This window comes from Haloflavibacter putidus (assembly GCF_006546625.1).
Taxonomy (GTDB): domain Bacteria; phylum Bacteroidota; class Bacteroidia; order Flavobacteriales; family Flavobacteriaceae; genus Mesonia; species Mesonia putida.
This window is the reverse complement of the sequence record NZ_VIAR01000014.1, coordinates 36,346-55,404: the sequence shown is the minus strand read 5'-3', so window position 1 is coordinate 55,404 and position 19,059 is coordinate 36,346. Positions and strand designations below refer to the sequence as shown.

Annotated in this window: 18 protein-coding genes; 11 read left to right on the top strand and 7 right to left on the bottom strand. The window is 36.0% G+C overall.

The genetic code is table 11. The annotated features are described in order from the left end of the window. Positions 1 to 92 precede the first annotated feature (92 nt). The 3 genes from lysS to FKR84_RS12105 all read left to right on the top strand — a co-directional run bounded on the left by lysS (position 93) and on the right by FKR84_RS12105 (position 3,107). A complete protein-coding gene (gene lysS / locus FKR84_RS12115) occupies positions 93 to 1,784 on the top strand; it encodes a lysine--tRNA ligase (RefSeq protein WP_141422583.1) in 1,692 nt (563 codons plus the stop codon). A gap of 142 nt (positions 1,785 to 1,926) precedes the next feature. Next, positions 1,927 to 2,469 (top strand): hypothetical protein, encoded by a 543-nt coding sequence (locus tag FKR84_RS12110; RefSeq protein WP_141422582.1) that lies wholly within the window; start codon positions 1,927 to 1,929, stop codon positions 2,467 to 2,469. A 272-nt stretch (positions 2,470 to 2,741) separates the two neighbouring features. Then, positions 2,742 to 3,107, top strand: a complete 366-nt coding sequence (locus FKR84_RS12105; RefSeq protein ID WP_141422581.1) for a hypothetical protein — start codon at positions 2,742 to 2,744, stop codon at positions 3,105 to 3,107. Positions 3,108 to 3,153: 46 nt separating this feature from the next. On the opposite strand, the gene FKR84_RS12100 is transcribed toward FKR84_RS12105, so the two are convergent. Continuing rightward, entirely contained in the window at positions 3,154 to 3,591 is a 438-nt protein-coding gene (locus FKR84_RS12100; protein ID WP_141422580.1) for an exosortase F system-associated membrane protein, read from the bottom strand. Continuing rightward, the gene (gene xrtF, locus FKR84_RS12095) at positions 3,584 to 4,138 is read right to left on the bottom strand and encodes an exosortase family protein XrtF (RefSeq protein WP_141422579.1); all 555 of its coding nucleotides are present in this window, start codon (positions 4,136 to 4,138) and stop codon (positions 3,584 to 3,586) included. Before xrtF ends, FKR84_RS12100 begins: the two co-directional genes overlap by 8 nt. Positions 4,139 to 4,223: 85 nt before the next feature. On the opposite strand from xrtF, the gene FKR84_RS12090 reads away from it, so the two are divergent. Beyond that, positions 4,224 to 4,682, top strand: coding sequence for a GAF domain-containing protein (locus FKR84_RS12090; RefSeq protein ID WP_141422578.1), 459 nt, complete (start codon positions 4,224 to 4,226; stop codon positions 4,680 to 4,682). Here FKR84_RS12090 and hemW read toward each other — a convergent pair. Beyond that, complete coding sequence (gene hemW, locus FKR84_RS12085; protein WP_141422577.1) at positions 4,679 to 5,803, bottom strand: radical SAM family heme chaperone HemW; 1,125 nt, start codon at positions 5,801 to 5,803, stop codon at positions 4,679 to 4,681. The two genes, FKR84_RS12090 and hemW, sit on opposite strands and share 4 nt — an antisense overlap. After that, positions 5,803 to 7,053 (bottom strand): glycosyltransferase, encoded by a 1,251-nt coding sequence (locus tag FKR84_RS12080; protein WP_141422576.1) that lies wholly within the window; start codon positions 7,051 to 7,053, stop codon positions 5,803 to 5,805. Before FKR84_RS12080 ends, hemW begins: the two co-directional genes overlap by 1 nt. Positions 7,054 to 7,126: 73 nt before the next feature. On the opposite strand from FKR84_RS12080, the gene FKR84_RS12075 reads away from it, so the two are divergent. Next, entirely contained in the window at positions 7,127 to 7,687 is a 561-nt protein-coding gene (locus tag FKR84_RS12075; protein ID WP_141422575.1) for a sigma-70 family RNA polymerase sigma factor, read from the top strand. A 271-nt stretch (positions 7,688 to 7,958) separates the two neighbouring features. Here FKR84_RS12075 and FKR84_RS12065 read toward each other — a convergent pair whose 3' ends face one another. Further along, positions 7,959 to 8,774 carry a UbiA prenyltransferase family protein gene (locus FKR84_RS12065; protein ID WP_141422573.1) on the bottom strand — a complete coding sequence of 272 codons (816 nt, stop codon included), beginning with the start codon at positions 8,772 to 8,774 and terminating at the stop codon, positions 7,959 to 7,961. Positions 8,775 to 8,908: 134 nt separating this feature from the next. Here FKR84_RS12065 and gcvP point away from each other — a divergent pair, with 134 nt between their 5' ends. From gcvP to FKR84_RS12045, 4 genes are all read left to right on the top strand, one after another. Then, complete coding sequence (gcvP, locus tag FKR84_RS12060) at positions 8,909 to 11,764, top strand: aminomethyl-transferring glycine dehydrogenase (protein ID WP_141422572.1); 2,856 nt, start codon at positions 8,909 to 8,911, stop codon at positions 11,762 to 11,764. Positions 11,765 to 11,880: 116 nt separating this feature from the next. Beyond that, positions 11,881 to 12,942, top strand: a complete 1,062-nt coding sequence (locus FKR84_RS12055) for a 3-oxoacyl-ACP synthase III family protein (RefSeq protein WP_141422571.1) — start codon at positions 11,881 to 11,883, stop codon at positions 12,940 to 12,942. A gap of 3 nt (positions 12,943 to 12,945) precedes the next feature. Continuing rightward, the gene (locus tag FKR84_RS12050; RefSeq protein ID WP_141422570.1) at positions 12,946 to 13,470 is read left to right on the top strand and encodes a class I SAM-dependent methyltransferase; all 525 of its coding nucleotides are present in this window, start codon (positions 12,946 to 12,948) and stop codon (positions 13,468 to 13,470) included. Between the two features lie 3 nt (positions 13,471 to 13,473). Next, positions 13,474 to 14,322, top strand: coding sequence for a glycosyltransferase family 2 protein (locus tag FKR84_RS12045; RefSeq protein ID WP_141422569.1), 849 nt, complete (start codon positions 13,474 to 13,476; stop codon positions 14,320 to 14,322). Here FKR84_RS12045 and pafA read toward each other — a convergent pair. Further along, on the bottom strand, positions 14,319 to 16,013 hold the full coding sequence (pafA, locus tag FKR84_RS12040) for an alkaline phosphatase PafA (protein WP_141422568.1): 1,695 nt from the start codon (positions 16,011 to 16,013) through the stop codon (positions 14,319 to 14,321). The two genes, FKR84_RS12045 and pafA, sit on opposite strands and share 4 nt — an antisense overlap. A 111-nt stretch (positions 16,014 to 16,124) precedes the next feature. Here pafA and FKR84_RS12035 point away from each other — a divergent pair, with 111 nt between their 5' ends. Beyond that, positions 16,125 to 16,862: an MlaE family ABC transporter permease gene (locus FKR84_RS12035; RefSeq protein ID WP_141422567.1), complete on the top strand. Its 738-nt coding sequence runs from the start codon at positions 16,125 to 16,127 to the stop codon at positions 16,860 to 16,862. Next, a complete protein-coding gene (locus FKR84_RS12030) occupies positions 16,862 to 17,626 on the top strand; it encodes an ABC transporter ATP-binding protein (RefSeq protein ID WP_141422566.1) in 765 nt (254 codons plus the stop codon). The genes FKR84_RS12035 and FKR84_RS12030 overlap by 1 nt, the downstream gene beginning before the upstream one ends. On the opposite strand, the gene FKR84_RS12025 is transcribed toward FKR84_RS12030, so the two are convergent. Next, on the bottom strand, positions 17,613 to 19,058 hold the full coding sequence (locus FKR84_RS12025; protein ID WP_141422565.1) for a DUF389 domain-containing protein: 1,446 nt from the start codon (positions 19,056 to 19,058) through the stop codon (positions 17,613 to 17,615). The genes FKR84_RS12030 and FKR84_RS12025 overlap by 14 nt on opposite strands. Between the last annotated feature and the right edge of the window lies 1 nt (position 19,059).

The window sequence follows — 19,059 nt, the reverse complement described above, 5'->3', positions numbered from 1 at the left end:
CTAATTCTAGATTATTTAAAAAGCTTTTGCAAGCTTTTTTGATTGCTAAAAACTTTGTAATTACCTTTGCGGATTCAAATTAAATAAACGTTATGCAATTATCTGAGCAAGAACTTGTACGCAGGGAAAAATTAGCTTCCTTAAAAAAAATGGGCATCAATCCGTATCCGGCAGATTTATATCCGGTTAACAAAACTTCTAAAACCATAAAACAGGATTTTGAAGAGGGTAAAAAGGTGGTAGTTGCAGGAAGGCTAATGTCTAGAAGAATACAAGGTAAAGCTTCGTTTGCAGAATTGCAGGACTCTGATGGCCGCATTCAGGTTTATTTTAACCGCGACGAAATTTGTCCCGGCGAAGATAAAACCCTCTACAACGATGTGTATAAAAAATTGTTAGATATAGGCGATTTTATCGGGATAGAAGGCGAGCTTTTTACCACCAAGGTGGGCGAAAAAACCATTATGGTAAAAAACTTTAGCTTGTTGAGTAAAGCTTTAAAACCTTTGCCTATTCCTAAAAAAGATAAAGAAGGAAAAGAGTTTGATAAATTTATAGATCCGGAAACGCGTTACCGCCAACGTTATGCAGATTTGGCTGTAAATCCGCACGTAAAAGAAATTTTCATAAAAAGATCGCGTTTGTTTACAGCAATGCGCGAGTTTTTTAACAGTCAGGGTTATTTTGAGGTAGAAACTCCAATTTTACAATCAATTCCGGGCGGGGCGGCGGCAAAGCCTTTTGTAACACACCACAACGCTTTAGATATTCCGCTTTATTTGCGTATTGCCAATGAGTTATATTTAAAACGACTTATAGTTGGTGGTTTTGATGGCGTTTATGAGTTTTCTAAAAACTTCCGTAACGAAGGTATGGACCGCACGCACAATCCGGAGTTTACCGCTATGGAAATTTATGTGGCCTATAAAGATTATAATTGGATGATGAACTTTACGGAAAATCTTTTGGAGCATTGCGCCATTGCCGTAAACGGAACCACAAAAGCTACTTTTAAAGAACACGAAATAGACTTTAAAGCACCGTATGCCAGAGTAACAATGACAGACGCGATTAAGCAATTTACCAATTTTGATATTACCGGTAAAACCGAAGAAGAAATACGGGAAGCCGCCAAAAATATGGATATCGAGATTGACGATACTATGGGAAAAGGCAAATTGATTGATGAGATTTTTGGCGAAAAATGCGAACCTAATTTTATTCAGCCAACTTTTATTACAGATTATCCAAAAGAAATGAGTCCGCTTACCAAAGAACACCGCGACAACCCGGAGTTGACAGAGCGTTTTGAATTGATGGTTTGCGGAAAAGAAATTGCCAATGCTTATTCTGAGCTTAACGACCCAATTGAGCAACGCGCTCGTTTTGAAGATCAGTTAAAGCTTGCTAAAAAAGGAGACGAAGAAGCAACCGGACATATTGACCAAGATTTCTTGCGTGCTTTAGAATACGGTATGCCGCCAACTTCTGGTTTGGGAATTGGAATGGACAGGCTAATTATGTTTTTGACCAACAATCCTTCTATTCAAGAAGTTTTGTTCTTTCCTCAAATGAAACCGGAAGCTAAAAAAATCGATTTGAAAGAGGAAGAAAAAGTGGTTTTTGAGTTACTGAAAAAAGAATCGCCACAAGAATTAAACGATTTAAAAGCTAAAAGTGGTCTGAGCAACAAAAAATGGGACAAAGCCCTAAAAGGTCTGCGCAACCACGAGCTCGCCAACGTAAATAAAACAGACGAAGGTTTGTTTGTAGAGAAAATGTAGTTTTAAATAAGAAAAAATTTCACCCTGCTTGCCTGATAAATCTGCTTATCGGGCAAGCTTTTTAATTTAACGGGTATTTAATTTCCTAAAGTCCAATTTCCTAATCCCTAAAATTTCAAGATTATTTCTTTATCTTAGAAAGATGAAACCGGAAATGCTGCCAAAACAACCATCTTTATTTGCGTCTTATTTGCACGTAAGTAAATGGCTGCTTGTCTCACAAGGACTTTTTATAGCAGAGTCTTTAATTTATTGGGGGCAATTGCAACAAGCAGAAATGCAAAACTCTGTGTTTTGGATTGGCTTTTGGTGGTCTTGCTTTTTATTTGCCTTTCTGCATATTTTTTTGGTTTTTATGGATAGTTGGTCGCGGTTTCAAAACTATAAACGCATAAAAGATCAACTGTATCTTTATGGTTTTAAACCAAAAATTGCCAACAATTATACCTCATCAAAATGCCAACGCCACGCGCTTAGCATAGCTTGCAAAGAATTGGGATTGCAAAAAGAAGCAAAACGTTTTTTACAACTTCGTGGTATTAAATGGTATCATTTTATTCCGCAGTTTATGGTAGAAGATCCGTTATTTATATTCAAAAAACAGTTTTGGAACCGGACTTTCTTAGAAAAATATTATGCACCAAAGTTTTGCTACCAAACAATTTATGCCACTTCCTTATATTAATAATGGCTTTACGGAAATGTTTTCTAAACGCACTTTATTTAATTAAGTATGAGTAAACTTCACGAAAGTGTAACACTAAAGCAATTATTTATCGTAACAAAAAGCTAAATAATTTATGCAAATATTTTTATGTTAGAATGTTATTGGACAAAAAAGACAGGATGTATTTTTAATTCCGAAAAGCTTAGACCTACCGAAAAATAAAAAGCTTTCTGTTATTTCGAAAAAAAATAGTACATTTAAGGCAAAATTAAACTAAAACTTAGACCAAAATGAAAAAAATAATTACCCTTTTTACATTCGTTTTTGCAAGCTTGGTATTTGCCAATGCAGGTTTTGCACAAAATACCAGCGAGAAAGAAATTATGCAAGAAACTCGCGACCAAGTGAGTGATTTGGGTGTACAATTAGAATTAACTACAGAGCAAAAAGACCTAATGGTTCGTTATTTTTACGCGTACAATTTAAATTATGACCGTAATTTGGCTGGCGCCGAAAAAAACAAAACGTATTTCCAGAAAAAACAAAAGTTTGAAGGCGAATTAATTCGCAACACCAAAAAAGTTTTAAATCCTGCACAATTCGAAAAGTTTAAAGATTTAAACAAAAGCGGAGAAGGTGTAGAAAGAAAAGAATAAAAGAGTTCTAAATTTTACATTTTTAAGATTACACAAAAAACCGGCATTAGTCGGTTTTTTTTATATACTCTTGGTAATAAAAAGCTGGCAATAATACCAATATTAAAACCGGCTGTATCAAAAATCTACGCACATAAAACAACGTAAAATAATTATCGGGCTGCATATTTATCAACAAATAATAAAAAACCGGCAGTAATATTACGAGCACTAACAAATAGATAATTCCGCTTATTTTAAGCACATTTTTCTGCTGAAAAGCAATATACAAAATAACCAAAGACACAAAACTGTTAAGTAAGAAACGTAAACCGGTAGAAAGCAAGAGACGACCAACTTCTAATTTTGGTGGCGCCATTTGCAAATAATTATCTTTATAAAAAGCAATTAAAGGGTCGTAAAACAAACTACTCTCAAAAAAACGAATACCCGCCAAACAAACAAACAGCAAACCTATTAGAGCTATTTTTAAAAATTTATGCATTTTTTTTAGGTTTTGAAGCAGTAACCCAACGCACCCAAATTACCCATAAAATAAAAACCGAGCCATAAATAACCGCCGGAAATAAAATATCGTGTAGTAAATCTTTAGATTCTGGATATTCATACAAACCAATACTCAGTAAAGCAATGCGCAAAATATTAAACGCATATAAAAGTACACAACCCGCCAAAGCATATAAAATAGTAGGTTTCCACTTTGAGTGGAAGGCTATAATAAACGCTACAAAAAGTATTAAGACACTAATGGCATTGCAACCCTCTACTATTCGGGCCAAATAGGTGTCGTTTACATATAATTTCATAGAAGCTTCGTTGGGATGCGGTAAAACCCGCGAAGTATACCCAAATAACTCTACCACTTTTTCGCTTTGTAAACTTACCAAATGCGTTACATAATCTGGGTAATAAACGGCAGATTGACCGTATTCTAAATAAAAATCATATAAAAAAGCCAACAACAAATAGCTGCCAAAAAACAAGACCAAAAACTTTATTACCGCTTTATTTTTTCTAAAAATTTCCTGCAAAAATACTTTCTTTTAAAAAATCAAATTTATAGAAATACAACTTTAAAATAAGCGATTTATTAAATACTTTTGAAAAAAAATTGCTATGAATTTAAACGAGTTAAAACCGAAGCTTACCAGTTTGCTTCAAGAAAAAAGTTTGTCTGTAGACGAACGCCTAAACGAGGTATGTGATTTGCTGCAAAAACAAGTAGATTATTACGATTGGGTTGGTTTTTATTTTAAAAACGACAATAAAAATGAGCTTAAATTACGCGCCTTTGCCGGCGAGCCAACAGATCACACTATAATTCCGTACGGAAAAGGTATTTGCGGACAGGTTGCAGAATCTAATGCAAACTTTGTAGTACCCGATGTAAAAGCCCAAGATAATTATATTGCATGCAGCATTAATGTAAAAGCAGAAATTGTGATTCCGTTATTTGTAGATGGCGAAAATATTGGTCAGATAGATATCGACTCGCATTCTGTAAATCCCTTTACGGAAAAAGACGAAGCTTTTTTAGAATTTGTAAACGAGGAAGTAGCTAAAATTTTAGATTAATCTAAATAAAACAAATCGGCAGCAATACCATCGCTCAAGAATTTTGCTTTTGGAGCGATGGTTATTTTTTCTTCCTGTTTTTGAAGCATTCCTTTTTCAAAAAATTGCTTTGCTTCTCTTTCAAAATGCTCTAGATAGATAAGACCAAACTCTCTTTTAATCTCTTTTTTAGAAATTCCCCACATTGTTCTTAAACGCGTCATTATATATTCGTTATAAGAATCTGTTATAGAAAGCACTTCTTTTTGCGCGGGTAAAGCGTCTTGCTCTATTGCTTTAATATATTTGGTGTTATTAGCAACATTCCAACTACGGGTGTTTTTATTAAAACTGTGTGCAGAAGGCCCGATGCCCAAATACGGTTTTCCCAGCCAATAAGCGGTGTTGTTTTGCGAGAAAAAACCTGGTTTTCCAAAATTAGAAAACTCGTAATTTATAAAGCCGTTTGCAGTTAAGGTTTCCACTAAAATATCAAATTGTTCTTTGGCTTGGTCTTCATCAATTGGTTTTACTTTACCTTTTTCTATAAAAATTTTTAAAGCCGTATTGGGTTCTACCGTTAACGCATAGCTGGAAATATGTGGTACATTTAAAGCTAAAGCGGTATCCAAATTTTCTTGCCATTGTTTGTTGTTTAAACCCGGAATACCGTAAATGAGATCTATAGAAACATTATCAAAGTATTTATTTGCTAACTCTATGCATTTGGTTGCTTCTTTTGCATTGTGCGCACGATTCATTAATTGTAAATCTCTTTCAAAAAAAGATTGCACGCCAATGCTTAATCTGTTTATGTTGGTTTGTGCTAGTTTTTCTAAAACTTCTTCGGAAAGATCATCGGGATTGGCTTCTAGGGTAATTTCGGGATTGGGAGCTATAGTGTAGTTTTCTGCTACGCTATCCAGCAAAAGTTTAATTTCTTCCGCGCTAAGCAAACTCGGGGTTCCACCGCCAAAATAGATGGTTTCTATGCTTTCTTGCAATTCGTTTTTACGCAAGCCGAGTTCCTTCCGTAAAGCATTTATGAGTGGTATTTTTTTCTTTAAACTGGTAGAAAAATGAAAATCGCAGTAATGACAAGCTTGCTTACAAAACGGGATATGTATATAAATTCCTGCCATTATTCTTTTTCTAAAGCTTTTAATTTGTTTTTTGCCTCTATCCAAAGCGCCATATATTTGGTGCTTTTTAAGCTGTGGTGCATTAACATAGAACCCATAAAATTATTGGCACGATGCGTAGTCAGACTTTTTTGCAGGTTTTCTAATTCTTCAATAAACGCATCTGTAAACAAATCTTTTTGAAAACGATTATTAATAATTTTTAAACCATACTGTTGTGCTTTTTCCCATCTTTTTTGGTTGGTATATAAGCGCACGGCAGCACTGGCAACTTCTTGATCTGTGTTGGCAATTTCGCCATTCCACGGGTGTGGGCCGCCAATACCTTCTGCGCCAATAGTAGTTGTAACGCTTGGCGTACCATTTTGCATAGCTTCTATAAACTTGCCTTTAATACCCGCGCCAAAACGTAATGGCGCCAAAAGTACTTTGGCATTTTGCATAGTTTTTCCGGCATTTTCTGCGCGACCTTGCACCAAAAAATTTTCTTGCGTATTATGCAGTTGCTTGACTTTTTTTCTGGTGTAAGCTCCGTAAATATGCAACTCGGCTTGCGGTAATTGCTGCCGAATAAGCGGCCAAATATTTTGTTTGAGAAACAAAACTGCGTCCCAATTGGGTTGGTGCAAAAAATTACCGATAAACATAAAATTCTTACGCTCGTTAAAATTGGGATAAGCCTCTAAGCTTGCCTGTTCTAATTTAGGAAGTAAAAAGGGAAGGTATAACAACAAAGCCGGGTTAATGCCAAACTTCTTTAAAAGCAAATCTTTTTCTGCTTCCGAAATAATAAGCGAAAGATCACAACGTAAAATACTGGCAATTTCGCGACGCGCTTCGTCGCTATGCAGATCAGATTTTTTTAAATTTCTATTTTGTTTAAAAGCTTCGTACCGAGCTTTTCTAAAAAAATGCAAATCTTCTGTGTCTAAAATTCGTAGTGCTTTTGGACAGTTTTCTGCTACACGCCAGCCAAATTGTTCTTCCATCATAAAACGATCAAACATAACAACATTGGGTTTAATTTCTTTAAGAAAATCCGTAAAGCTAGAATCGTTAGTTTTTATTTTAACGCTTTGTATAGAAAGGTTTTCCAATTTTTCGGCATATAAACTGTTTGCTGCCGGGCTGGCATACCAAATTTTCCAATTTTTATTCAAAAAAATCTTTAAGAGCTGCATCATTCTGCTTCCCGCCGCAGAAGACGCGGGCTCCGGCCATACATAGCCAATTACCAATAGCTTCTTCATTTTATGCTTATTTTCACAATTACCACCTAGACTAAGGTTTTATTTTTTGTAATTTTAGAACATACAAAAACTTATGTCTAGCAAAGCTTACAAAATTAATCCAAATAAATGGGTAGACAAATATTCTGACTACCTCTTTAACTATGCTATAGGTAGGGTTAATAACAGAGATATTGCCAAAGATTTGATTTCCGAAACTTTTTTGGCCGGTCTTAAGGCCAAAAGAAATTTTAAAGGTAATGCTACAGAACGCACTTGGCTGGTAGCTATTTTAAAACGAAAAATTATAGATTATTACCGCAAAATTAATTCTAAAAAAGGAAAAGCCGAAGTAAAAATAAACTATAATCAAAGCGGTCGGGAGGGAGATTGGTTAGAAGAACAAGTGGCCGCAAAATCTACCGGTAACGCAGAAGACAAAATACTAAATACAGAGCTGCGCGAAGCAATTTTTACTTGTTTGGATGAGATAAACCCAAAACACGCCAAAATCTTTAAGGAAAAAACCATAGACAATCGCCCAACCAAAGTAATTTGTAATGAACATAATATCACTGCGTCTAATTTGTGGGTAATCATTCATCGTGCGCGCACAGCCTTGGCAGCTTGCTTGGAAGAAAAGTGGTTAAATTAATGTTTCTATAAATAAAATTATACAATTTTTGAAGTGCGAAAAAGCTAAAATATATTGTCAAAAACACCAATATCGCGAAGCCGGATGGATAGAGTGTTTTAAATTAAAAATGCATTTAACTTTCTGTGAAAAATGCCGAAATTTCTCTAAGCGAAACAAAAAACTGGGTTTTTTAATTCAAAAAGCAGATTTACAAAGTCTTACAGAAGCAGAGACTATTCGGTTAAAAGAAAGTATAATTACAAAATTAAAGAAGTTTTAAAAATCATCTTTAGAGAAGACTATACAGCAAAATAATCCAAAATATTGGCAGTGCCTCTACCCAAAATGAAGCAAAATATTTTTTTTGCTTTACGGAAGAAAAAATTAGAAACAAACTTGCCACCAAACAGATAAAAAGCAAACTTAAATCTACCTGCCAATTTTCTTTAAAAAATAAAAATTGTATTAGGAGTACCAATATTAAAAAAACCATTCCTAAGCGTTTCGTTTTGGGAACGCCAATTTTTTGCGGAATAGTGCCCAAAGCAAGTTTATCATAATGTAAATCTCTTAGCTCAAAAGGCAAGGTTATACTCACCACAAAAAGAAAATACTGCACAAATAACCAAAACACCTCAACTTGCAGTAAACTTTCTAGATTTTGCCAAGGCAAAAAAGCACCAACTGCCGCCCAAACAAAAGCAATGATAAAGATTTTTAAACTTTTTAAATTTCGAAGATTTTTCTTATTCGGTAAAAAAGGTACAGCGTATAAAAAAGTAAAGACTGCCAGAATGCTGCAAATTAGCAAGGTTAATCTACTTTGTAAAGAAATCAAATACAGCAATACTAAAAAACATACCAACGAGAAGACCTGAATAACTTTTAATTGCGAGGTCAAACTGCGATGATGCAATTTTGCAATCCCGGCATATTTTACAAAGTTATACGCGGTAATGCTGGCAAAAAAAACAAAAAATAATAAATCTATATCTATAGGTAAATCAAATCGTAAAAAACTAATAATAAACAAAGCACAAATAGCCAAGGACACATGAATGCTACTATCTATATAAAAATTGAATGCTTGTTTAAAGATTTTCACACTACAAAGATACGACGAGATTTTTTTGTTAAAAAAAGCACAAGCCTAAAAAATTAATGCCGCAGGCGCAAGCCTCTTTCTCACTTTAAAATTGTATTTTTGCACCACACAAACACAGCAATTTTTAAAACTAAATGAACACAGATAATTTTGCCCTAAGACATATAGGTCCGAGACCAGAAAACATTGCAGAAATGCTCGAGACCATAGAAGTAGATTCTTTAGATCAATTAATATTTGAGACCTTACCAGACGGTATAAAGCTGGAAAAAGAACTTGACCTTCCAGACGCTTTAAGCGAGCAAGAATATTTAGAACACATTATTAAACTTGCCTCCAAAAACAAGTTATTTAAAACCTACATTGGCTTGGGTTATCATCAAGCTATAATGCCGGCGGTAATACAGCGTAATGTTTTTGAAAACCCGGGTTGGTATACTGCCTATACGCCATATCAGGCAGAAATTGCACAAGGCCGTTTAGAGGCTTTGATTAATTTTCAGACTATGGTGGTAGATTTAACCGGAATGGAGCTGGCAAATGCTTCTTTATTAGATGAAGCTACCGCAGCCGCCGAGGCAATGAGCTTGCTTTATGCCGTCCGCGAACGTAGCAAAAAGAAAAGTAAAGCCGATAAGTTCTTTGTTTCGGAAGAAGTTTTGCCACAAACAATCGCAGTTTTAAAAACCCGCGCAGAATCTGTTGGCATAGAATTGGTTTTTGACTCGCATGAGAATTTCGATTTTTCGGAAGGTTTTTTTGGTGCTTTATTACAATATCCCGGTAAAACCGGAGAGATTTACGATTATGAAGATTTTGTAGAAAAAGCCAATGCTAACAACATAAAAGTTGCAGTTGCAGCAGATATTTTAAGCTTGGTAAAACTACGTGCTCCGGGAGATTTTGGAGTAGATGTTGTTGTTGGTTCTACCCAGCGCTTCGGGATTCCGTTAGGCTATGGCGGTCCACACGCTGCTTACTTTGCTACCAAAGAAACTTACAAGCGTAACATCCCCGGAAGGATAATTGGCGTTTCTAAAGATAAAAATGGCGACTTTGCTTTACGGATGGCTTTGCAAACCAGAGAACAACATATAAAACGCGACCGCGCAACTTCTAATATTTGTACCGCACAAGTATTGCTGGCTGTAATGGCAGGAATGTATGCGGTTTATCACGGCCCGAAAGGACTGGAATATATTGGAAATAAAGTACACTCTTCTGCGGTAGAGTTAGCAACAGCTTTAGAAAATTTAGGTTTTGAACAGGTAAATAAACTTTATTTTGATACGCTGCAAATAAAAGCAGATGCTCAAAAAGTAAAGGCTGTAGCCGAAGCAAGTGAGATAAATTTCTATTATCCGGATAAAAATACCGTAGCCATTGCTTTAAACGAAGCAACTTCGCTTACAGATTTAAACAATATTGTGGCGGTTTTTGCACACGTGGCAGGAAAATCCAGTTCTAAAATTTCGAATTTAGAGAAAGGTCTTTTAGAAGAAACTCCGGTAAGTAGAAATACAGAGTTTTTAACCAACGAGGTTTTTAACAGCTACCATTCCGAAACCGAATTGATGCGATACATCAAAAAACTAGAGCGTAAAGATTTATCGTTAAACCACTCGATGATTTCGTTGGGTTCTTGTACGATGAAACTAAACGCAGCTTCAGAAATGCTTCCGTTAAGTTATCCGCAATGGGGCAATATTCATCCGTTTGTACCAATAGAACAAGCAGAAGGTTATCAAATTGTTTTAAAACGTTTAGAAGAACAACTTACCGAAATTACAGGTTTTGCCGCTACTTCCTTACAACCTAACTCCGGTGCGCAGGGAGAATATGCCGGCTTAATGACGATTAAAGCCTATCATGAAGCCAACGGAGAAAGTCATAGAAATATTTGTTTGATTCCTTCTTCCGCACACGGTACCAATCCGGCAAGTGCAGTTATGGCAGGAATGAAAGTGGTAGTAACCAAAGCTACCGACAAAGGAAATATAGACGTAGACGATCTTCGGGAAAAAGCAGAAAAACACAAAGATAACTTGGCCGCGTTAATGGTAACTTATCCTTCTACACACGGGGTTTTTGAATCTGCCATTAGAGATATAACCAAAATTGTGCACAACAACGGCGGAAAAGTCTATATGGATGGCGCCAACTTAAACGCGCAGGTAGGTTTAACCAATCCTGGTAGAATTGGCGCAGATGTATGCCATTTAAACCTGCATAAAACCTTTGCTATTCCGCATGGAGGCGGCGGACCTGGCGTAGGACCAATTTGTGTTGCAAAAGATTTAGTACCATATTTACCTTCCAATCCGCTTATTAAAACCGGCGGAGGGCAGGCAATTAAAGCTATTTCTGCCGCGCCTTGGGGTTCTTCTTTGGTTTGTTTAATTTCGTATGCATACATTTCTATGTTAGGGCCTAAAGGCTTGAAAAGCGCGACAGAACACGCTATTTTAAATGCCAATTACATAAAAGCGCGTTTAGACAAAAACTTTAAAACCTTATATTCCGGAGAACGTGGCAGAGCGGCTCACGAGATGATTTTAGACCTGCGGCCTTTTAAAGTAAAAGGCGTAGAAGTAGGAGACATTGCTAAACGACTTATAGATTATGGTTTTCACTCGCCTACCGTTTCTTTTCCCGTTGCCGGAACAATGATGATAGAACCAACAGAAAGTGAAAGCAAAGCAGAATTAGATCGTTTTTGCGATGCTTTAAATTCGATTAAGGAAGAAATTGATGCTATAGAAGACCAAGAAAACAATCTGCTAAAAAATGCACCACATACCATGCAAATGCTAACTGCAGATAATTGGGATTTGCCTTACAGCAGACAAGAAGCAGCATTTCCATTACCTTGGGTTGCCGAAAATAAATTTTGGCCGGCCGTACGCAGAGTAGACGACGCTTTTGGCGATAGAAATTTAATGTGTACTTGCGATCCTATAGAAGAATATATGACCGCAGACGAGATGTAAATAAGCAAAACCGGTTTTAAACGTAAATTAAGGCCGGTTTTTTTATATAAACCGTCAATTATTAGCTTGTTTTAAGAATTTATTATTATTTTGTTAGTAACAATATCAAAACAAATATGGCAATAAAAATAACCGGCATAGGAAGTTGTATTCCTGAAAACAGTGTAAAAAACACAGCATTTTTAGAAAGTGAATTTAAAAATCCTGATGGTAGCGCCATACCCGGTAGCAACGAAACGATTATTAAAAAATTCAGGGCTATTACCGGTATTAAAGAACGGCGTTATGCAGATAACAAAGTTACCGCGTCTGATTTAGCCAGTATTGCCGCAGAAAGAGCTATAGAAAATGCGGGAATAGACAAAGAAAGTTTAGATTACGTAATCGTAGCCCAAAACTTTGGCGATGTAAGACACAAAAATACCCAAAGTGATGCGGTACCAAGTTTGGCTTCCCGGGTAAAACATTACTTAAAAATAGAAAATCCGTCTTGCGTTGCCTATGATGTTGTTTTTGGTTGCCCCGGCTGGTTAGAAGGAGTTATCCAAGCCAATGCTTTTATAAAAGCAGGAATTGCCAAAAAATGTTTGGTTATTGGCGCAGAAACTTTGTCGCGTGTTATAGATAAGCACGACAGAGATAGTATGATTTTTAGCGATGGTGCCGGCGCAGCAATAATTGAAGAAACCAAAGACACAAGTGGCGGAATTTTAAGCCACGAATCTGCAACCTACAGCAAAAATGAAGCCTATTATTTAACTTTCGAGAAATCGTATAACAAAGAAAAGCAGGAAGAAACCCGCTATATAAAAATGAACGGTAGAAAGATTTACAACTTTGCTCTAACCAGAGTACCGGCAGCAATGAAAAAATGCTTAGACAAAGCCGGTTTTGAAGCAAAAGATGTAAAAAAACTCTTTTTACACCAAGCCAACGAAAAAATGGACGAGGCTATTTGCGAGCGTTTTTATAAGTTGTACGACAGCGCGCCACCGGAACATATTATGCCTATGAGTATAGCCGAATTGGGCAACAGTTCTGTTGCCACTTTGCCCACACTTTTAGACTTGGTAAGCAGAAAACAACTAAAAAACCAAGACCTACAACCCGGCGATAAAATTTTGCTTGCAAGCGTAGGCGCAGGTATGAATATTAACGCGATGCTTTATCAATATTAATACGTGTACGAAAACAATTATCCAAATAAACGCTATAAACACACGCTTGCTTTTTTAGAAAAAGTAGCTCCGCCCCCACAAAAAATCTTAGACCTTGGTGTAAAAAATCCGTTTACGGAAATTATGAAAGATGCCGGTTATCAAGTAAACAATACAAAAGGCGAAGATCTGGACGTAGATTTTACTTCTGTGCAGCACGCTACTGCGGAAGTAGTAACCGCTTTTGAAATTTTTGAGCACTTGTTAGCCCCTTTCAATATTTTAAAAGAAATAAAAGCTACTAAACTTATAGCAAGCGTACCTCTAAAATTATGGTTTTCTTCGGCTTACAGAAGCAAAACAGAAAAATGGGACCGGCATTTCCACGAATTTGAAGATTGGCAGTTCGATTGGTTATTGGAAAAAGCAGGCTGGGAAATTAAAGCTAGTGAAAAATGGACCAACCCCGTAAATAAAATAGGTATCAGGCCAATATTACGCAGGTTTACGCCGAGATATTATATTGTTTACGCAGAAAGAAAAATCTAACCAATGCGGTTTTATATTATAATCCCGGCTTATAACGAAGAAGAACATTTAGCAAAAACTTTAGCCTCATTAACCCGGCAAAGTTTTCTTCCTACCAAAATTTTAGTAGTAGACGATAATTCCACCGATAATACCGCAAAAATTGCCGAGAAATTCGCACAAGATTATACCTTTATAGATACAATAAAACGCGGCTCTGAGCCCAACAGGATTCCCGGCGCAAAAGTGGTGGCAACTTTTATGCATGGTTTAAAATACTTAGATGAAGCTTATGATGTTATCTGTAAATTTGATGCCGATTTAATTTTTCCGGAAAATTATTTAGAAAAACTAAAACAAGCTTTTGAAGAGAATACCAAAACAGGAATGGCCGGCGGTTTTTGCTATCTACAACAAAACAAAAATTGGGTTTTAGAAAGTTTAACCAACAAAGACCATATTCGGGGGGCGTTAAAAGCTTACCGTAAAAAATGCTTCCAAGAAATTGGCGGTCTAAAACCTTCTATGGGTTGGGACACGGTAGACGAACTTTTGGCACAATATCACGGCTGGGAAATTAAAACCATATCAGAATTAAAAGTAAAACACCTAAGACCTACCGGAAAAACCTACCACAAATCTTCTAAATTTAAACAAGGGGAAGCTTTTTATAAATTGCGCTACGGATATTTAATTACGGCCATTGCGGCTTTTAAATTAAGCTTTTTAAAGAAAAAACCGGCCTTGTTTTTTCAGTACTTAAAAGGATATAAACTTGCCAAGAAAAAAAAATTGCCTTACCTCGTTACAGCCAAGGAAGGCAAATGGATTAGAAAATACCGCTGGAAAAAAATAAAGGAAAAATTATTTTAATCAGTGGTTTTTAATATCTCGTATAAAACATCTCCTGTTGCATTGTTAGGAAAAGCTATTTCTAATAAAGCAGAAATAGTTGGCGCAATGTCGGTGATATGTGATTCGCGGTAAGTTTTTCCTTTTTTAATGCCATTTCCGTAAAAAATTAATGGTACGTGCGTATCATAATTTAAAGCGCTGCCGTGGGTAGAACCTTTAGACGGATAAGAAACATGCGCCGGGTCTAACACATAAACAACATCACCACTTCGTTTTTGATTAAAACCATTTTGTATCAATTTAGCCCTTTTTTCCGTAAAGCCTGCATTTTGCATATTGCTACGCGTGTATACTTGGTAAATGCCTTCTTGTTGTAACAAAAAATTAGCAATTTCTGCTTCCAAATCTTTAGCCTTAATATTTTTTTCTCCCAACGCATTGTAATCAAAAAACACTTGGTTGTTAGAAACGTTGGCAATCAAATTGGTAGCAGCATAATTGTTTCCTAAAAATTTATTGAGTTCTTTCCGTAAAGTAGAATTGCTAAAATAACCAGCAGGAATTTTATGGTCTTTTAAGAAATTAGGAACATTAACCCCGCCGTGATCTGCGGTTAAAAATACCGTATATTTCCCTTTCCCTACTTCTTGGTCTAAGGTCTCTAATAAACGAGCAATATCTTGATCTAAACGCAAATAAGTATCTTGTACTTCTTTGGAGTTTACACCGAAATTGTGCCCAACATAATCTGTACTGGAGTAACTAAGCGTTAGCACATCTGTAAAGTTGTCTTTCCCCAAATTTTCAGCTTTTATGGCTGCTATGGCAAAGTCTGTTGTAAGATTATTACCGTAAGGCGTGGCTTTTAAAATATCAAAATTGTCGTTTTCTGCTTTTAACCCTGCTAAATCGTACGGAAAAGTTGCATCTTCTTTTCCGTCAAAGCCAAACTCGTAGGAGTTTTTATCGGTTCCACTTTCGGTATAATTTTCTATAGGATAAAGCGTGTTCCATATTTTTAAATAAGATGCTGCTTTACCACTTTGATTAAAACTTTGTACCCATTCTGGTAAGTCTTCTTGGTAAAAACTGCTGCTTATAAAGTTCCCTTCATCTTCCCCATAAAACCAATAAGCTGCATTGGCAGTGTGACCCGAAGGCAAAATTGCGCCTCTGTCTTTTAAAGCAATACCAATAGTTTTTCCGCGAAATTGCGTATGCAAACGGTTTTGGTCGCCAAAAGTGGTGGTTTTCATACGCGAAGGCGACATTTTCCCAGCTTTAGAATTTGTGCCAACAGGCTTTACGGAATTGTCTCCGGCGCAATACACGCGTTCTGCAATTTGTTTATCAAACCAATTGTTGGCAATTATGCCGTGGTTGCGGGGCGTGGTGCCGGTATAAACAGAAGCGTGCCCGGGACCGGTATAGGTTGGCACATAATTAAAATGGGTATTTTTAAGATGAAATCCATTATTAATCATTCGTTTAAAACCTTTTTCGCCATATTTTTCCCAAAATCTGGAAATATAATCGGCGCGCATTTGGTCTACTACAATTCCTACAATTAGTTTGGGTTTATGGTTGGTGTTTTGTTTAACACTATCTGTTTTTACAGTTGTTTCTGTTTGAGTGGCAACAGTCTCTTGCGAAGTATTGCAACTCATAATTAAAAAAGCCCCAAAAAGGCTATAGAGCATTTTTTTCATAAGAATATTATTTTTTTACAAAGTTATAAATGTTTTGAGCTTAAAGATTAATTGTAAGTTAAATACTTTGGTAATTATTTTTGCTATTTTAGCTTTACAAAAACACTTTTAATGAAATACCTTCACGATATAGGTCAATATTTCATCATGTTAAAAGACGTGTTTAGAAGAATGACCAAAGCTTCTGTTCTACGTCAATTAATTTTTAAGGAGATAGACGATTTAATTATCAATTCTATGGGAATTGTTATATTTATTTCCTTTTTTTTGGGCGCGGTAGTAACTATTCAAACTGCGTTAAACCTCAACAATCCGTTAATACCTAAGAGTTTAATTGCCTTTACTGCGCGCCAATCTATTATCTTAGAGTTCTCGCCTACTTTTATTTCTATTATAATGGCAGGAAAAGTGGGCAGTTATATCACATCTAGTATTGGTACAATGCGCGTAACAGAGCAAATAGACGCATTGGAAGTTATGGGTATAAACTCTACCAATTATCTGGTTTTCCCCAAAATAATAGCGCTTTTACTCTATCCGTTTGTAATTGCTATTTCTATGTTTCTTGGTATTTTGGGTGCTTATATGGCAGGTGTTTTTGGCGGGTTTATAGCAAGCGATCAATTTTTAAGCGGCTTGCAAGAAGATTTTATCCCGTACCATTTGGCTTATGCTTTTATAAAGAGTTTCTTTTTTGCCCTTATTTTGGCTACCGTACCATCCTATCACGGTTATTATATGAAGGGCGGCGCATTAGAAGTTGGGCAAGCCAGTACTACATCTTTTGTGTGGACTAGCGTAATGCTTATTATCGTAAATTATATTTTAACCCAATTATTGCTTAGTTAATGATAAAAGTAGAAGATTTACATAAAGGATTTAATGGCGAAGAGATATTAAAAGGTATTACTACCGAATTTTTTCAAGGTAAGACCAATTTAATAATCGGGCAATCAGGTTCTGGTAAAACCGTTTTTATGAAATGTCTTTTGGGTTTATTTAGCCCTGAACAAGGCACTATAAAATATAACGATGTAGATTATTCTACGCTTAACGCGGAAGAAAAACGAGATTTACGAAAGAAAATGGGTATGGTTTTTCAAGGAAGCGCCTTGTTTGACTCTATGACAATTGCAGAAAACGTAATGTTTCCTTTACGGATGTTTACCAAACTTAAAAAAGACGAAATGATGGGGCGTGTAAACAAAGTTTTAAAGCGCGTAAACCTCAAAAATGTAAACCATAAATATCCTTCTGAAATTAGTGGCGGAATGCAAAAACGGGTAGCCATTGCCAGAGCCATTGTTAACGAACCAACATTTTTGTTTTGCGATGAGCCAAACTCTGGTTTAGACCCAAAATCTGCTATGATTATAGATAATTTAATTCAAGAAATAACCCACGAAAATAATATTACCACTGTTATCAACACCCACGATATGAACTCTGTGCTGGAAATTGGTGAAAATATTATTTTTCTCCAGAAAGGAAATTTAGCCTGGCAAGGTAATAACAGCGAAATTTTTAAGACAGAGAATAAGGCAGTTACCAACTTTGTATATTCTTCAGACCTCTTTAAAAAAGTGCGCGAAGCACAACTTAAAGGGCTTTAACAGCTGCCGATTTACTTACCACTACCAAGGTGTCTAAATTCAATTTATAAGTTAACCATTTACGCAGTTTAGTTTCTTGTGCCAATTGCTTTTCTTTGGGCAAATTTGCTTTCCAAACCAAACTGATTTCGGGCAAGGTATCTATGGTATTGAAATTACTAATTATCTTATCTGCATAGCTAATTTCGCTAAGGTTCTCGTAGTTTATCTCTACTTCTTTACTAATGCTCACAAAAGGTATTTGCTGCTTTTGAAACTTCCGTAAACGTGATAATTCTTGTTCTAAATAAACAATACGCTCGTCTTTATTCAGTAAATTAATAGAATCTCTGCGTTTAAATTCTTGCATATACTGCAGCTTATCAAAAGATTCTGTATTTTCATTTTGTAAAATTATAAGCGAAGAGTTACGCAAATTAGGATACTTTTTCATCTTTTCGCGCCAAAGACCAATTACAGAAGAAGGAATTTCTTTTCCTAAAAAGGAAACTTCTATTTTAGGGTCAAGCCCAGAATTATACTCGGTTATTGTAGCATTTTTCTGCAGAAAAGATTCATTATAAACCATCAATTCATCTTCTACAAATTTCTTGGCATCTTGCTTAAAATAAGATTCCTGCAACATATTATAAAACAAATATACGCTGGGTACCATCACGATAATGGCAATGATAGAAGCCATTTGTGCAATTCTTTTTCTACGTTTGGAATTGGCATACTTTACCAAAGGAAAGCCCAATAGTTTAGAAACCACAAAAGTAGAAAGTGCTATAAAAGTTGCATTGATAGAAAAAAGATATAAAGCGCCACCGGCGTCTGACCAATTACCTTCTGCCAAACCGTAACCTACCGTACATAAAGGCGGCATTAAAGCGGTTGCAATTGCCACCCCAAAAATAACACTGGCAATGGTTCCTTTTTTGGTTTTTGCCACAATCAGTGCCAGACCACCAAAAATAGCTACCAAAACATCTAAAATAGTAGGATAGGTACGCGCTTCCAGCTCAGAATTACTGCCGGTAAGCGGCGTTATGCTAAAGTAGAAAAAAGCGGTAAGTACACTAAGACCCACCATAACACCAAGATTTATCAAAGAGCGGCGCAAAGTATCTATATCGTTAATAGCAACAGAAAGTCCCATTCCTACAATTGGTCCCATTAAGGGAGAAATAAGCATCGCACCAATAATTACAGCTGTACTATTTACGTTTAAGCCAATAGAAGCCACAAAAATAGAGAAGATAAGAATCCACGCATTGTGGCCTTTAAAGGGAATGTCTTTTTTTACCGCTTCTATGGTAGAATCTCTGTCTGTATCACTACGAATATCTAAAAGTTCCGAGATAAAACTGCGCAAGCTTTGTGCTGTTCCTTTAAGGTCTTCAGAAAGCTTTTGGTTAGAAGTTTCTTGTGCGTTTTGTTCTTTTTCCATT

Excerpts from the sequence above, each read along its gene's own strand:
- lysS (WP_141422583.1), top strand. The coding sequence starts at position 93 with ATGCAATTATCTGAGCAAGAACTTGTACGCAGGGAAAAATTAGCTTCC.
- FKR84_RS12110 (WP_141422582.1), top strand. The coding sequence starts at position 1,927 with ATGAAACCGGAAATGCTGCCAAAACAACCATCTTTATTTGCGTCTTAT.
- FKR84_RS12105 (WP_141422581.1), top strand. The coding sequence starts at position 2,742 with ATGAAAAAAATAATTACCCTTTTTACATTCGTTTTTGCAAGCTTGGTA.
- FKR84_RS12100 (WP_141422580.1), bottom strand. The coding sequence starts at position 3,591 with ATGCATAAATTTTTAAAAATAGCTCTAATAGGTTTGCTGTTTGTTTGT.
- FKR84_RS12090 (WP_141422578.1), top strand. The coding sequence starts at position 4,224 with ATGAATTTAAACGAGTTAAAACCGAAGCTTACCAGTTTGCTTCAAGAA.
- hemW (WP_141422577.1), bottom strand. The coding sequence starts at position 5,803 with ATGGCAGGAATTTATATACATATCCCGTTTTGTAAGCAAGCTTGTCAT.
- FKR84_RS12080 (WP_141422576.1), bottom strand. The coding sequence starts at position 7,053 with ATGAAGAAGCTATTGGTAATTGGCTATGTATGGCCGGAGCCCGCGTCT.
- FKR84_RS12075 (WP_141422575.1), top strand. The coding sequence starts at position 7,127 with ATGTCTAGCAAAGCTTACAAAATTAATCCAAATAAATGGGTAGACAAA.
- gcvP (WP_141422572.1), top strand. The coding sequence starts at position 8,909 with ATGAACACAGATAATTTTGCCCTAAGACATATAGGTCCGAGACCAGAA.
- FKR84_RS12055 (WP_141422571.1), top strand. The coding sequence starts at position 11,881 with ATGGCAATAAAAATAACCGGCATAGGAAGTTGTATTCCTGAAAACAGT.
- FKR84_RS12045 (WP_141422569.1), top strand. The coding sequence starts at position 13,474 with ATGCGGTTTTATATTATAATCCCGGCTTATAACGAAGAAGAACATTTA.
- pafA (WP_141422568.1), bottom strand. The coding sequence starts at position 16,013 with ATGAAAAAAATGCTCTATAGCCTTTTTGGGGCTTTTTTAATTATGAGT.
- FKR84_RS12035 (WP_141422567.1), top strand. The coding sequence starts at position 16,125 with ATGAAATACCTTCACGATATAGGTCAATATTTCATCATGTTAAAAGAC.
- FKR84_RS12030 (WP_141422566.1), top strand. The coding sequence starts at position 16,862 with ATGATAAAAGTAGAAGATTTACATAAAGGATTTAATGGCGAAGAGATA.
- FKR84_RS12025 (WP_141422565.1), bottom strand. The coding sequence starts at position 19,058 with ATGGAAAAAGAACAAAACGCACAAGAAACTTCTAACCAAAAGCTTTCT.